The organism is Marinobacter sp. L-80 (assembly GCF_056859395.1).
In genome coordinates, this window is sequence record NZ_JBSXOI010000023.1 from 1 (window position 1) to 15,707 (window position 15,707).

The window sequence follows — 15,707 nt, forward strand, 5'->3', positions numbered from 1 at the left end:
TGCGTTATCGATCTGGTCGAAGGCACTCGCAGAGCCTGTACCCCAAACTTCGTGACATACACGGGTCAGGGCAGCAGTCAAAGTGGTTTTACCATGGTCAACGTGACCAATGGTGCCTACGTTCAAGTGCGGCTTATTACGCTCAAATTTAGATTTAGACACGGTTACACCTCTTCCTGTTTCTTAAGTCCTGGGGATCAACCCTTTTTAATGATCGCTTCGGCAATGTTCGAAGGTGCCTCTGAATAACCAGAGAACTCCATCGCATAGGACGCCCGGCCTTGCGTTGCAGAACGCAGGTCGGTGGCGTAACCGAACATTTCCGACAACGGAACCTCTGCACGGATGACCTTACCGGCAGGACCTTCGTCCATGCCCTGGATAACGCCGCGACGACGGTTCAGGTCGCCTACAACATCACCCATGTAATCTTCCGGCGTCACAACTTCAACACGCATGATCGGCTCGAGCAGTGCCGGGTTCGCCTCGAGGGCACCCTTCTTCATTGCCATGGAACCAGCGACCTTGAAGGCCATCTCGTTCGAGTCGACGTCGTGGTAGGAACCGTCGTACAGGGTTGCCTTGATACGCAGCAGCGGATAACCGGCCAGACAGCCGTTCTGCATCTGCTCTTCAATACCCTGCTGAACTGCCGGGATGTATTCCTTGGGAACAACACCACCAACAATCTCATTCACGAAGATAAAGTTTTCACCATCTTCATCATCCAGCGGCAACGGCTCAAGCTTGATCTTGACGTGACCATACTGACCACGACCACCAGACTGACGCACGAATTTGCCTTCGACGTCTACCGACTTGCGAATGCGCTCACGGTAGGCCACCTGCGGCTTGCCGATGTTCGCCTCTACCTTGAACTCGCGACGCATACGGTCAACGATGATGTCCAGGTGAAGCTCACCCATGCCAGAGATGATGGTCTGACCGGATTCTTCGTCGGTACGAACGCGGAACGACGGATCTTCCTGAGCCAGTTTACCCAGGGCAACGCCCATCTTTTCCTGGTCCGCCTTGGACTTCGGCTCAACAGCAACGGAGATTACCGGCTCCGGGAATTCCATGCGCTCGAGAATGATCTTGTGATTCTCGTCGCACAGGGTGTCACCGGTGGTCACGCTCTTCAGGCCGATCGCAGCAGCGATGTCGCCCGCCAGTACTTCTTTGATTTCCTGGCGATCCTTGGAGTGCATCTGAACCATACGACCGACGCGCTCTTTCTTGCCTTTGACCGAGTTGTAAACGGCATTACCGGACTCAAGCTTACCGGAGTAAACCCGGAAGAAGGTCAGCGTGCCCACAAACGGGTCTGTGGCGATCTTGAACGCCAGTGCCGCGAACGGCGCATCATCATCCGCCTCACGAAGCTCCTCGGTACCGTCTTCGTCAACTTCACCACGGATGGCCTTGACTTCGTCCGGCGCCGGCAGGAACTCAATAACGGAATCCAGAACCGCCTGGACACCCTTGTTCTTGAACGCAGAACCACAGGTAGCAACAACGATCTCGTTCGCCAGGGTACGCATACGCAGACCCTTCTTGATATCGTCGATGGAGAGCTCACCCTCTTCGAGGTACTTTTCCATCAACTCTTCGTCGGCTTCTGCAGCAGCTTCAACCATCTGCTCGCGGTACATGGCGACTTCGTCTTCCATTTCCGCGGGAACGTCTTTCTGCTCGTAAGTTGCGCCAGAGTCAGCTTCGTTCCAGTAGATAGCCTTGTTCCGGATCAGGTCAACGATACCGGCGAAGTTGTCTTCAGCACCGATCGGCAACTGGATGGGAACGCAGTTCGCACCGAGACGCTTTTTGATCTGCTCGACGACGCGCAGGAAGTTTGCACCGGCACGGTCCATCTTGTTGACGAACACCATGCGGGGAACTTCGTACTTGTTGGCCTGACGCCATACAGTCTCGGACTGCGGCTCAACACCGGAGGAACCACAGAACACGACAACCGCACCGTCGAGTACGCGCAGGGAGCGCTCTACTTCGATAGTGAAGTCAACGTGCCCCGGGGTGTCGATGATGTTGATCCGGTGCTCCGGGTACTGCTTGTCCATACCCTGCCAGAATGTCGTAGTCGCAGCAGAGGTGATGGTAATACCACGCTCCTGCTCCTGCTCCATCCAGTCCATGGTAGCTGCACCATCATGAACTTCACCGATCTTGTGGGAGATACCTGTGTAGAACAGCACCCGCTCGGTGGTCGTGGTTTTGCCCGCATCAACGTGCGCACAAATACCAATGTTTCTGTAACGCTTGATAGGAGTCTTGCGTGCCACTGTATAAACCTCGGCTGATTAGAAACGGAAGTGAGAGAACGCCTTGTTGGCTTCTGCCATGCGGTGAACATCTTCACGCTTCTTAACAGCGGAGCCTTTGCTGTCAGCGGCGTCCAGGATTTCACCAGCCAGACGCTGAGCCATGGACTTCTCACCGCGCTTCCGTGAATATTCTACGAGCCAGCGCATTGCCAGCGCGTTCTGACGGGAAGGCCGTACTTCGACAGGCACCTGGTAAGTAGCACCACCCACACGACGGGACTTAACCTCAACCATCGGCTGGATGTTCTCCAGGGCCTTCTCGAACATGTCGATCGGCTCTTCTTTGGATTTCTCGGCAACAATATCCAGAGCGCCGTAAACAATGCGCTCTGCGGTAGACTTCTTGCCACTTTCCATCACGTGGTTGATGAACTTGGCAAGACGTGCACTGCCGAATTTCGGATCCGGGATAATTTCCCGTTTAGCTGCAACTCTTCTTCTAGGCATCGATAAGCCCTTATATATCTAAAAGGTCTTCAGGAACCCCTGAGATAGCAAATGCTACTCAGCCTTACTCTTACCGTTCTGACAAGCAACGATAAAAGACACCCGCTCGGGACATCAGGACTTGGGTCGTTTTGCACCGTACTTGGAGCGGCCCTGCTTACGGTTCTGTACACCCTGGGTGTCCAGCGTTCCGCGAACAGTGTGATAGCGCACACCCGGAAGGTCTTTTACTCGACCGCCACGGATAAGCACAACACTGTGCTCCTGAAGGTTGTGACCTTCACCACCAATGTATGAGGAAACCTCGTAGCCGTTGGTCAGACGAACACGGCACACTTTACGCAGTGCTGAGTTCGGCTTCTTCGGCGTTGTGGTATACACACGAGTGCACACACCACGGCGCTGAGGGCAGGCCTGGAGAGCAGGAACATCGCTCTTGGCTACCTTGCGCTTACGAGGCTTACGCACCAACTGATTAATCGTTGCCATGTAAGCAAACTCCAAAAAACCATATCAATGAAACTTACCCCCTGTGCAGGGGGTAAAATTTAAGGGACGCAAGTGTAAGCCTGCGCCCCCGGACAGTCAAGATGACTGGTCTCTTTTTGACCACCTCTCGGGTAGGTAACTACCCGGAGGCGGCGCGTCGTCCCAACTCAGCTTTCGCGGTTGAGCTCGGCACTCAGAGCTTCTTCCACGTCGGCCGCGGTTACGCCCTGCTCTTCCAGGTCACGCTTGCGACGACGCTCGTTGTGGTATGCCAGACCGGTACCGGCCGGAATCAGTCGACCAACCACAACGTTTTCCTTCAGGCCGCGCAGGTAATCACGCTTACCGGTAACCGCACCTTCGGTGAGTACCCGGGTAGTTTCCTGGAACGAAGCCGCAGAAATGAACGACTCGGTGGCCAGGGAAGCCTTGGTGATACCCAGCAGCAGACGCTCGAACCGTGCAGGCTCTTTGTCGGCGGCATCGGCCTTCTCGTTTTCTTCCAGCACCTGGGTGATTTCCACCTGGTCGCCGGAGAGCAGAGTGGTATCGCCGGGATCGGTGATTTCCACCTTCCGCAGCATCTGACGAACGATAACCTCAATGTGCTTATCGTTGATGACAACACCCTGCAGCCGGTAAACGTCCTGGATTTCGTTGGTGATGTACTTGGCCAGTTCAACCACACCCAGCAGACGCAGAATATCGTGCGGGTTGGACGGACCGTCCGAGATTACCTCACCCTTCTCAACGGTCTCGCCTTCGAAGACGTTGAGCTGACGGTGCTTCGGAATCAGAACTTCGTAAGCATCCCCATCCTTCGGTGTGATAACCAGACGCTTTTTGCCCTTGGTTTCCTTGCCGAACGAGACCATACCGCTGATTTCAGCCAGGATGGAGGATTCCTTCGGACGACGGGCCTCGAACAGGTCGGCAACCCGCGGCAGACCACCGGTGATATCCCGGGTCTTGGAGCTTTCCTGCGGGATCCGTGCTACCACGTCACCCAGTTCGATCCGCGCACCGTTGGCCATGGTGACCAGAGCGTTTGCCGGCAGGAAGAAGATCGCAGTACCGCCACCTGGCAGCTCCACTTCTTCACCCTTCTCATCAATGAGCTGGATCGCAGGACGAATGTCCTTACCAGCTGCAGGACGCTCCTTGGAGTCGATGACCTCCATGGTGGACAGGCCCGTCAATTCGTCGGTCTGGGTGCGGACAGTGATGCCCTGGTCCATGTTGACGAATTTCGCGGTACCACCAGCCTCGGCGATGATCGGGTGGGTGTGCGGATCCCACTTGGCAACCACAACGCCCGCTTCAACCGCATCACCGTGCTTGACGGATAGAACAGCACCGTATGGCAGCTTGTACCATTCACGCTCACGACCCTGGTCATCGGCAATGGCCAACGCGGAGGAACGGGAAATCACCACCAGAGTACCGTCGGCCTTCTCGATCGACTTCATATTGTGCAGACGGACGGTACCGCCATGCTTGACCTGGATATTGTCCACCGCGGACGCCCGGCTGGCCGCACCACCAATGTGGAAGGTACGCATAGTCAGCTGGGTACCCGGCTCACCGATGGACTGCGCAGCGATAACGCCCACAGCTTCACCGACGTTAACCTCGTGACCACGGGCCAGATCACGGCCGTAGCACTTGGAGCAGATACCGTGGCGGGTTTCACAGGTGATCGCAGAGCGAACCCAGACTTCATCCACACCGGCCCGCTCGAGGGTTTCAACGGCCTTCTCGTCCAGCAGAGTGCCGGCTTCGATAACGGCGTTATCCTTGTCGGTCGGAGTAAACGCATCACGGGCGGTCACACGACCCAGAACCCGGTCACCCAGCGGTACTACAACGTCGCCACCTTCGATGTGCGGCGTCATCAGCAGACCTTCGTCGGTACCACAGTCAGGCTCGGTAACGACCAGATCCTGGGAGACATCTACCAGACGACGGGTCAGGTAACCGGAGTTCGCGGTCTTCAGAGCGGTATCCGCCAGACCCTTACGGGCACCGTGAGTGGAGATGAAGTACTGGAGTACGTTCAGACCTTCACGGAAGTTCGCAGTGATCGGCGTTTCGATAATAGAGCCGTCCGGCTTGGCCATAAGGCCACGCATACCGGCCAGCTGACGGATCTGGGCCGCGGAACCCCGGGCGCCGGAATCGGCCATCATGTAAACCGAGTTGAACGACTCCTGCATCAGGTATTCGCCGTCCTCGCCCTTCACCGGTTGTCCGTCAGGCCCGATAACCTGCTCCTTCGCCAGACGCTCCATCATGGCTTTGGAAACTTTATCGTTGGCACGTGACCAGATGTCGATAACCTTGTTGTACTTCTCGCCCTGGGTCAGCAGACCGGACGCGTACTGGGTTTCGATATCCTTCACCTCAGCGGATGCGGCATCAACCAGCTCGTACTTCTCCGGCGGAATCTCGAAATCGTTGAAACCAATAGAGATACCGGAAACGGTCGCATAGTGGTAACCCATGTACATCAACTGATCCGCGAAGATGACGGTGTCTTTCAGACCGGCATCACGGTAGCAGGTGTTGATCAGGTTAGAGATTGCCTTCTTGACCATCGGCTTGTTGACCAGCTCGTAGGACAGGCCATCAGGCACGATGTCAAACAGCAGAGCACGACCAACCGTGGTATCAACAATCTTGTATTGCTCGGTACGGGAGCCATCTTCGGCAATCGCCACTTCCTTCACGCGAACCTTGACGATCGCCTGAAGGTCGACCTTGCCAGCGCCGTAGGCACGATGCGCCTCTTTGACGTCGGCAAACACCATACCCTCACCCAGGGCGCTCTTGCGCTCACGGGTCATGTAGTACAGGCCGAGTACCACGTCCTGGGACGGCACGATAATCGGCTCGCCGTTGGCCGGCGACAGCACGTTGTTGGTGGACATCATCAGCGCACGGGCTTCGAGCTGGGCTTCCAGGGTCAGCGGTACGTGAACCGCCATCTGGTCGCCGTCAAAGTCGGCGTTGTAGGCCGCACACACCAGCGGATGCAGCTGGATCGCCTTGCCTTCGATCAGAACCGGCTCGAATGCCTGGATACCCAGACGGTGCAGGGTCGGCGCACGGTTCAGCATGATCGGATGCTCACGGATGACTTCGTCCAGGATATCCCAGACCACGCCTTCCTCGCGCTCGACCATCTTCTTGGCGGCCTTGATGGTGGTCGCCAGGCCGCGGTGCTCCAACTTGGAGAAAATAAACGGCTTGAACAATTCCAGTGCCATCTTCTTTGGCAGACCACACTGGTGCAGGCGCAGGTACGGACCGACCACGATCACTGAACGACCGGAGTAGTCCACACGCTTACCAAGCAGGTTCTGACGGAAACGACCCTGCTTACCCTTGATCATGTCAGCCAGGGACTTCAGCGGGCGCTTGTTGGTGCCGGTAATGGCCCGGCCACGGCGCCCGTTGTCCAGCAGCGCGTCAACGGCTTCCTGCAGCATCCGTTTCTCGTTACGCACGATGATATCCGGAGCGTTCAGCTCCAGCAGGCGCTTGAGACGGTTGTTCCGGTTGATCACCCGACGGTAAAGATCGTTCAGATCAGAGGTCGCGAAGCGGCCACCGTCCAGCGGTACCAGCGGGCGCAGATCCGGCGGAAGCACCGGAAGCACGGTCATGACCATGTCGCCTGGCTTGTTGCCGGAATACAGGAACGCCTCAAGAATTTTCAGACGCTTGCTGAACTTCTTGATCTTGGTTTCGGAGTTGGTCTGCGGAATCTCCTCACGCAGGGCATCGACCTCTTCCTGCAGATCAATACCTTCAAGGAGCTCCTTGACCGCTTCGGCACCCATGCGGGCGTCGAACTCGTCGCCGAATTCTTCCAGGGCTTCATAGTACTGCTCATCGTTCAGCAGCTGGCCCTTCTCCAGGGTGGTCATCCCCGGATCGATAACAATAAAGGATTCGAAGTACAGGACCCGCTCGATATCGCGCAGGGTCATGTCCAGCATCAGACCGATACGGGACGGCAGTGACTTCAGGAACCAGATGTGCGCGACCGGGCTGGCCAGCTCAATATGGCCCATGCGCTCACGGCGGACACTGGCCAGCGCAACCTCAACGCCACACTTCTCGCAGATAACACCGCGATGCTTGAGGCGTTTGTATTTACCGCACAGACACTCGTAGTCCTTGATCGGGCCGAAGATCTTGGCACAGAAAAGACCGTCGCGCTCCGGCTTGAAGGTACGGTAGTTAATGGTCTCAGGCTTCTTCACTTCGCCAAAGGACCAGGAACGGATCATGTCAGGCGACGCCAGGCCAATACGGATGGCGTCGAATTCCTTGCTTTGGTTCTGGCTCTTGAGAAGATTCAGCAAATCTTTCATCAGTAAAAGCTCCGGATGGCGTTAATCTCGGGCGGGCACTGGTCGTGCCCGCTCACGCTGCCAAAAACAATTCGGCTCACTCGGATTCCAGCTCGATGTCGATACCCAGCGAGCGGATTTCCTTGACAAGAACGTTGAAGGATTCGGGCATGCCCGGCTCCATCCGATGATCGCCATCGACAATGTTCTTGTACATCTTGGTCCGACCGTTCACGTCATCAGACTTGACGGTGAGCATCTCCTGCAGCGTGTAAGCTGCACCGTAGGCCTCGAGAGCCCACACTTCCATCTCACCGAAGCGCTGGCCACCGAACTGCGCCTTACCACCCAGCGGTTGCTGGGTAACCAGGCTGTAAGAGCCAGTGGAACGAGCGTGCATCTTGTCGTCGATCAGGTGGTTCAGCTTCAGGATGTACATGTAGCCAACCGTTACCGGGCGGTCGAACATATCACCAGTACGACCGTCATACAGCATGGTCTGACCGGTAGTGCTCAGTCCCGCAAGCTCAAGCATGCGCTTGACCTCGGCTTCCTTGGCACCGTCGAATACCGGCGTTGCCATGGGCACACCGCCGCGAAGGTTGTGGCACATCTCCAGGATTTCCTTGTCGGACAGGGAATCCAGGTCCACCTTGAACACTTCGTCTGAGTGATTGTAGATCTCATCCAGCAGCTTGCGTAATTCAGCCACCTTGCGCTGCTCGTCCAGCATCTGGCTGATACGCTCACCCAGACCCTTGGCTGCAGCACCCAGATGAGTCTCAAGCACCTGACCTACGTTCATCCGCGAGGGGACACCCAGCGGGTTCAGAACCACGTCAACCGTGTTGCCGTGCTCGTCGTAAGGCATGTCTTCGATCGGCATCACCGAGGAAATAACACCCTTGTTACCGTGACGACCGGCCATCTTGTCACCCGGCTGGATACGACGCTTGATAGCCAGGTATACCTTGACGATCTTCAGTACGCCCGGTGCGAGGTCGTCGCCCTGCTGAAGCTTGCCTTTCTTGTCGTCAAAGCGCGCTTCGTGTTCCTTCTTGCGGTCTTCCAGACCCTGCTCGGATTTCTCCAGCAGCTCGTTCAGGCTCTCATCTTTCATCCGGAGCTTGAACCAGTCAGAACGCGGCAGCTCGGCCAGGTAGCTCTCTTCGAGCGTGGCGCCCTTCTTCAGACCCGGCCCACTGATCACTTCCTGCCCTTTCAACGCACTGTTCAGACGCTCGAATGTCGCACCTTCAACAATCCGGTACTCGTCTTTCAGATCCTTGCGATACTGGTCCAGCTGCTCTTTCTCGATGGACTGGGCACGCTGATCCTTCTCGATACCGTCGCGGGTAAAGACCTGCACGTCGATAACGGTGCCGCGGGTGCCAGTCGGCACGCGGGAGGAGGTGTCCTTAACATCGGACGCCTTCTCACCAAAGATGGCACGCAGCAGCTTCTCCTCCGGCGTCAGCTGGGTCTCACCCTTCGGTGTGACCTTGCCTACCAGAATGTCACCGGGGCCCACTTCAGCACCAATGTAAACAATACCGGACTCATCCAGCTTGGACAGCGCACTTTCACCAACGTTCGGAATATCCGCGGTGATTTCTTCGCTACCCAGCTTGGTGTCCCGAGCCACACAGGTCAGTTCCTGAATGTGGATGGTGGTCAGGCGATCTTCCTGCACCACTTTCTCGGAAATGAGGATGGAGTCCTCAAAGTTGTAACCGTTCCAGGGCATGAACGCGATGCGCATGTTCTGCCCCAGTGCCAGCTCACCCAGATCCACAGAGGGACCGTCTGCCAGCACGTCGCCACGGGCAATAATATCGCCCTGACGCACGATGGAGCGCTGGTTGATACAGGTGTTCTGGTTCGAACGGGTGTACTTGGTCAGGTTGTAGATATCCACACCTGCATCACCCGCTTCGGTTTCCTCGTTATTGACACGAACCACGATGCGCGAAGCGTCAACGCTTTCGATCACACCGCCGCGGCGAGCCGATACACAGACGCCAGAGTCTTGGGCAACCGTACGCTCAACACCGGTTCCTACCAGGGGAACCTGGGCTTTGAGTGTCGGAACCGCCTGACGCTGCATGTTCGCACCCATCAGTGCCCGGTTGGCGTCGTCATGCTCCAGGAACGGGATCAGGGATGCCGCGACCGATACTACCTGGCGCGGAGATACATCCATGAAGTTAACGCTCTCCGGCGGAGTAACGGTAAATTCGTTCTGGTGGCGAACGGTAACCAGTTCGTCGGTCAGACGCTTGGTCTTCTCGTCCATGGCAGCACTGGCCTGGGCGATGACGTAGTTGCTCTCCTCGATAGCGGACAGGTAAACCACTTCATCGGTTACCACGCCGTTCTCAACCTTCCGGTACGGACTCTCGAGGAAACCGTAGGAGTTGGAGCGCGCGTAAGTCGCCAGCGAGTTGATAAGACCGATGTTCGGACCTTCCGGCGTCTCGATCGGGCATACGCGACCGTAGTGGGTCGGGTGTACGTCACGAACCTCAAAGCCTGCACGCTCACGGGTCAGACCACCTGGGCCCAACGCAGAGATACGACGCTTGTGCGTGACCTCGGACAGCGGGTTGTTCTGGTCCATGAACTGCGACAGCTGGCTTGAGCCGAAGAATTCTTTAACCGCGGCTGCTACCGGCTTGGCGTTGATCAGGTCCTGAGGCATCAGCCCTTCGCTTTCAGCAAGGCTCAGACGCTCACGAACCGCTCGCTCAACCCGAACCAGGCCAACGCGGAACTGGTTTTCCGCCATTTCGCCAACACAGCGAACACGACGGTTACCCAGGTTATCGATATCATCCACATTGCCCTGGCCGTTACGGATGTCGATCAGGGTCTTGAGAACGTCGATGATGTCTTCGTGGGTCAGGGTGCCCTCACCTGTGCTTTCTTCACGGCGCAGACGGCGGTTCAGCTTCATCCGGCCAACCGCAGACAGGTCATAGCGCTCTTCAGAGAAGAACAGGTTATTAAACAGGTTCTCAGCCGACTCTTTGGTGGGCGGCTCACCCGGGCGCATCATCCGGTAGATCTCAACCAGCGCTTCGAGCGGCGTGCGAGTCGGATCGATACGCAGGGTGTCAGACATGAACGGACCACAGTCCAGATCGTTGGTGTAAAGGGTTTCGATATCCTTCACGCCAGCGTCGAGAATCTTGGTGACCAGCTCTTCTGTCAGCTCGGAGTTACACTCCACCAGGACTTCACCGGAACCCTGATCGATCATGTCTTTCGCCAGTACACGGCCGTACAGGTACTCGGTCGGCACCTCAAGCTCGTTGATGCCGGCTTTTTCCAACTGCTTGATGTGGCGGGCCGTAATCCGGCGACCTTCTTCGACAATCAGGTTACCGTCATTGTCCTTGATATCGAAGGTCGCGATGTCGCCACGCAGACGGCTCGGCACCAGCTCCAGCTTGCACACTTCCGCGCCCAGGCTGAATTTACTGGTTTCGAAGAACATCTCCAGCATCTGCTCGGAGGTGTAGCCCAGGGCACGCAACAGAATGGATGCCGGAAGCTTACGACGACGGTCGATACGAACGAACACGGAGTCCTTCGGATCAAACTCGAAGTCCAGCCAGGAACCACGGTAAGGAATCACCCGGGCAGAATACAGCAGCTTGCCGGAGGAATGGGTCTTGCCCTTGTCGTGATCGAAGAACACACCCGGAGACCGGTGGAGCTGGGAAACAATAACGCGCTCGGTACCGTTGATAACGAAGGTACCGTTCTCGGTCATCAGGGGCATCTCGCCCATGTAGACTTCCTGCTCTTTAATGTCCTTGATCGCCTTGTTGGACGATTCCTTATCGTAAATGATAAGGCGGACCTTCACCCGCAGCGGCGCTGCATAGGTTACGCCCCTAAGCTGGCATTCCTTGACATCAAAAACCGGCTCGCCAATACGATAGCTCACGTATTCGAGCGCGGCATTGCCAGAGTAACTGACAATCGGGAATACGGATTTGAATGCTGCGTGAAGACCGGTTTCCCGGCGGTCTTCAGGAGCGGCTTCCATTTGGAGGAAGTCCCGGAACGAATCCAGCTGAATAGACAGCAAATAGGGGACGTCCATCACGGAAGGCAATTTACTAAAATCTTTGCGAATCCGCTTTTTCTCAGTGTAGGAGTAAGTCATCTGCATTCCCCAGCTTTAGACCTGATACCTGGTATCAAGAAGCAACCAATGTTCTGCTTCGGGGCCGAATTGCTCGGCTTATCGCGCCGTCTTGAACAAGACTCTGGCTGTAGGTTATAGATCTGACATCAACCTGCAATTGCTCACCAGACTCTATAGCATATACAACAGAAAAAGGCCGGTGGCCCAAAGCCACCAGCCTGTCCATGCTTATCGCACGGTTTCGATCAACAGCCGACTCTTACTTGAGCTCAACAGAAGCGCCTGCTTCCTCAAGCTTCTTCTTGGCTTCTTCAGCGTCGTCTTTGCTAGCTGCTTCCTTGATAACGGAAGGAGCGCTGTCGACCATTTCCTTGGCTTCTTTCAGACCCAGGCCAGTCAGTTCACGAACGGCCTTGATTACGTTTACTTTCTTCTCACCAGGACCGGTAAGTACAACGTCAAACTCGGTCTGCTCTTCAGCAGCGGCTTCGCCACCACCAGCAGCTGCCGGCGCAGCAGCAACGGCTGCAGCGGCAGAAACACCGAATTTTTCTTCCATTGCTTCAACCAGCGCAACTACGTCCATTACGCTCATTTCAGCGATTGCGTTCAAAATGTCTTCGTTAGACAGAGCCATGACTTTCTCCCAAAAATATAAAAAATGGTGTTCAACAGAATCAAGCAGCTTCTTGCTTCTGGTCGCGAACTGCCGCTACAGCACGAGTCACTTTCGAAGGAACTTCGTTCAGTGTCCGTGCCAGCTTGGTGATCGGTGCCTGTGTTACTGCGGCCAGCATTGTCAGCGCTTCGTGACGTGTTGGCAGCTTGGCAAGACGGTCGATCTGGTCTGCACCCATCAGCTCTCCGCCGACGGCCAGTGCCTTAATCTCGAACGCCTCTTTCTCTTTCGCAAAATCCTTCAACAGACGCGCTGCCGCGCCCGGATCTTCCATAGAGAATGCCAGAATGGTCGGGCCGACCAGGGCTTCGTCGATGCACTCGAACTCGGTACCGCGAATCGCGATCTTCGCCAGGTTGTTACGAACAACCTTCAGACGCACGTTTTCGGCACGAGCCTTGGCACGAAGCGCCGTCATGTCACCAGAGGTAACACCACGGTAGTCAGCCATAACCACAGACAGAGCACCACCGGCAGTCTCGTTGACTTCAGCGACGATCGCTTTCTTGTCTTCGAGTCTAATTGCCACTGGATTTCTCCTCGATTTCGCCGGGTCTTCCCGGCAAACCCACATATACCCCTCGCGGGGCTCCTAACGGTGTTTGGGTTCAGAGAGAACGTCTTCACACCGTCTGCGCAGGCGTTGCTTTAACCCTTGCAGCACTTCCAGTCAGACCGAAAGTGCTTCGGGGGCCTGCGGTCTTTGACAGCCTTGGCTTCCGCCCAGACTACAAAGTAACCACCGATCAAAGGATCAAATAGCGAGACCGCTCTGATCGATAGTCAGGCCAGGACCCATAGTCGAGGAAATGGTGATCTTTTTGAGATACACGCCTTTCGCCGACGACGGCTTGGCCTTTTTCAGATCTGCTACCAGAGCTTCAAGGTTTTCCTTGATGTTCTGCGCAGAGAATTCAACGTTACCCAGCGGAGCGTGGATAATGCCGTTCTTGTCGGTGCGGTAACGAACCTGACCGGCCTTGGCGTTCTTGACCGCAGTCTCGACGTCAGGAGTCACAGTACCCACCTTCGGGTTCGGCATCAGGCCACGGGGACCAAGAATCTGGCCCAGCTGACCAACAACACGCATGGCGTCCGGAGTGGCGATAACCACGTCGAAATCCATGTTGCCTTTCTTAACTTCGTCCGCCAGATCGTCCATGCCTACAACGTCTGCACCAGCAGCCGTTGCTTTCTCGGCATTGGCGCCCTGGGTAAATACAGCGACGCGAACGGTCTTGCCGGTGCCGTGAGGCAGAACAGTGCTGCTACGGACAACCTGGTCGGATTTACGTGCGTCAACGCCCAGATTGACGGCTACGTCGACAGACTCTTTGAACTTCACGTTCTGGCCCAGCTCAACCAGCAGTGCAACTGCTTCGTCGACAGAGTAGGAACGGGTAGAGTCTACCTTTTCACGAATAAGCTTCTGACGCTTGCTCAGCTTCGCCATGTTACAGGCCCTCCACGTTCAGGCCCATGCTGCGGGCTGTTCCTGCAATGGTACGTACCGCTGCGTCCATATCGGCTGCAGTCAGGTCCGGCTCTTTGGTCTTGGCAATTTCTTCAAGCTGCTCGCGGGTCACGGTACCGACTTTCTCGGTATTCGGACGACCGGAGCCACTCTTGATGCCAGCGGCCTTCAGGAGAAGAACCGGTGCAGGCGGAGTCTTGGTAATAAAGGTAAAGCTGCGATCACTGTAAACGGTGATCACGGTCGGAATCGGCAGACCAGGCTCCATGTCCTGAGTCTGGGCGTTGAACGCCTTGCAGAATTCCATGATGTTTACGCCGCGCTGACCCAGTGCAGGACCAACGGGGGGACTCGGGTTGGCCTTGCCGGCAGCAACCTGAAGCTTGATGTACGCTTCAATTTTCTTTGCCATGATAGATCTCCTGTGGGTTCAAACGCCTCTCGGCTCCCCGTTTTTACAACTGCTAAGAGCAGACACAAAAAGCCCGCGTCGCTTGAGCGCGCGAGCTTTCAGCTTTCCCGTTACCGGTCAGTCTTTTTCGACCTGCCCAAACTCCAGCTCTACCGGAGTTGAACGACCAAAGATCAGAACGGCAACCTTGACCCGACTCTTGTCGTAGTCAACTTCCTCAACCACACCATTGAAGTCCGCAAAAGGACCTTCAACAACGCGAACAATCTCACCCGGCTCGAACAGCGTCTTCGGCTTGGGCTTGTCTGCACCGCTTTCGACTCGACGAAGGATCGCTTCCGCTTCCTTTTCGGTGATCGGTGCAGGCTTATCCTTGGTACCACCAATAAAACCAAGAACACGCGGGGTGTTCTTCACAAGGTGCCACGTCGCATCGTCCATTTCCATCTGGACCAGTACGTACCCGGGATAGAATTTGCGCTCACTCTTGCGCTTCTTCCCTTCTCGCATTTCGACGACTTCCTCGGTCGGAACCAGGATCTCGCCGAAACGGTCTTCCATCTCGTGCAGCGCAACGCGCTCCCTGAGAGTGCGCATCACCTGCTTTTCGAAGCCAGAATACGCATGAACGACGTACCAGCGCTTAGCCATTGCCCACTCCTGTTAACCGATAAACCCGGCGACCAGCCAGCTGATCAACGAATCCATACCCCACAACAACAGAGCCACAACGAGCACAAACACCACAACAATCGCTGTCGTCTGCACGAGCTCGGGCCTGGTGGGCCATACCACTTTCCGGATCTCGACTCTCGCTTCCTTCAGCAGCGTCGCGAAGCGACGACCACGGTCGGTCTGGAGGGCAACAAGCGCCGCCACAATTGCGAGACCTACAAGAGCCAGAACCCGATACAGCAGAGACTCGGCACTATAATACTGATTCCCCACCACACCGATGGCGATCAGAACGAAAACAACCAGCCACTTCACGAAATCGAAACGGCTGGCTGACTGAACGGCTTTTGACTCCATAGGAATCAACTTATGTATCCGGATGTTAAAAAATGGCAGGCCAGGAGGGAATCGAACCCCCAACCTGCGGTTTTGGAGACCGCTGCTCTGCCAATTGAGCTACTGGCCTGCACCGAAACAACTCAGTGCACTTACTCTCGAGTCTATTACTCGATAATCTTGGAGACTACGCCGGCACCAACGGTACGGCCGCCTTCACGAATCGCGAAGCGCAGGCCATCTTCCATGGCGATCGGAGCAATCAGGGTAACACTCATCTTGACGTTGTCACCCGGCATAACCATTTCCACACCTTCCGGCAGTTCGCAA

At 56.1% G+C, this 15,707-nt stretch carries 13 protein-coding genes and 1 tRNA gene; all 14 read right to left on the minus strand.

Going from position 1 to position 15,707, the window contains the following annotated elements; translation table 11 throughout:
• Positions 1-162 (minus strand): GTP-binding protein (locus AC13E3_RS00635; RefSeq protein ID WP_482901584.1); only part of this gene is annotated, 162 nt, incomplete at its 3' end.
• Positions 163-197: 35 nt separating this feature from the next.
• A complete protein-coding gene (gene fusA, locus AC13E3_RS00640) occupies positions 198-2,303 on the minus strand; it encodes an elongation factor G (RefSeq protein WP_273086116.1) in 2,106 nt (701 codons plus the stop codon).
• An 18-nt stretch (positions 2,304-2,321) separates the two neighbouring features.
• Positions 2,322-2,792, minus strand: a complete 471-nt coding sequence (gene rpsG, locus AC13E3_RS00645; RefSeq protein ID WP_008174847.1) for a 30S ribosomal protein S7 — start codon at positions 2,790-2,792, stop codon at positions 2,322-2,324.
• A gap of 114 nt (positions 2,793-2,906) precedes the next feature.
• Complete coding sequence (gene rpsL, locus AC13E3_RS00650; protein ID WP_008174844.1) at positions 2,907-3,281, minus strand: 30S ribosomal protein S12; 375 nt, start codon at positions 3,279-3,281, stop codon at positions 2,907-2,909.
• Between the two features lie 167 nt (positions 3,282-3,448).
• Positions 3,449-7,663: a DNA-directed RNA polymerase subunit beta' gene (gene rpoC / locus AC13E3_RS00655; RefSeq protein ID WP_008174840.1), complete on the minus strand. Its 4,215-nt coding sequence runs from the start codon at positions 7,661-7,663 to the stop codon at positions 3,449-3,451.
• 76 nt (positions 7,664-7,739) lie between these two features.
• On the minus strand, positions 7,740-11,819 hold the full coding sequence (gene rpoB / locus AC13E3_RS00660) for a DNA-directed RNA polymerase subunit beta (protein WP_482901593.1): 4,080 nt from the start codon (positions 11,817-11,819) through the stop codon (positions 7,740-7,742).
• Positions 11,820-12,060: 241 nt separating this feature from the next.
• Positions 12,061-12,438 carry a 50S ribosomal protein L7/L12 gene (gene rplL / locus AC13E3_RS00665; protein ID WP_008174836.1) on the minus strand — a complete coding sequence of 126 codons (378 nt, stop codon included), beginning with the start codon at positions 12,436-12,438 and terminating at the stop codon, positions 12,061-12,063.
• A gap of 40 nt (positions 12,439-12,478) precedes the next feature.
• Positions 12,479-13,009, minus strand: coding sequence for a 50S ribosomal protein L10 (rplJ, locus tag AC13E3_RS00670; protein WP_008174835.1), 531 nt, complete (start codon positions 13,007-13,009; stop codon positions 12,479-12,481).
• Positions 13,010-13,234: 225 nt separating this feature from the next.
• Positions 13,235-13,933 (minus strand): 50S ribosomal protein L1, encoded by a 699-nt coding sequence (gene rplA, locus AC13E3_RS00675; RefSeq protein ID WP_008174833.1) that lies wholly within the window; start codon positions 13,931-13,933, stop codon positions 13,235-13,237.
• Between the two features lies 1 nt (position 13,934).
• Positions 13,935-14,366 (minus strand): 50S ribosomal protein L11, encoded by a 432-nt coding sequence (gene rplK / locus AC13E3_RS00680; RefSeq protein ID WP_008174831.1) that lies wholly within the window; start codon positions 14,364-14,366, stop codon positions 13,935-13,937.
• Positions 14,367-14,483: 117 nt separating this feature from the next.
• The gene (nusG, locus tag AC13E3_RS00685) at positions 14,484-15,017 is read right to left on the minus strand and encodes a transcription termination/antitermination protein NusG (protein WP_008174829.1); all 534 of its coding nucleotides are present in this window, start codon (positions 15,015-15,017) and stop codon (positions 14,484-14,486) included.
• A gap of 12 nt (positions 15,018-15,029) precedes the next feature.
• On the minus strand, positions 15,030-15,398 hold the full coding sequence (secE, locus tag AC13E3_RS00690; RefSeq protein WP_008174826.1) for a preprotein translocase subunit SecE: 369 nt from the start codon (positions 15,396-15,398) through the stop codon (positions 15,030-15,032).
• A 33-nt stretch (positions 15,399-15,431) separates the two neighbouring features.
• Positions 15,432-15,507: transfer RNA gene (locus tag AC13E3_RS00695), tRNA-Trp, on the minus strand.
• A gap of 37 nt (positions 15,508-15,544) precedes the next feature.
• Positions 15,545-15,707 (minus strand): EF-Tu C-terminal domain-related protein (locus AC13E3_RS00700; RefSeq protein WP_482901594.1); only part of this gene is annotated, 163 nt, incomplete at its 5' end.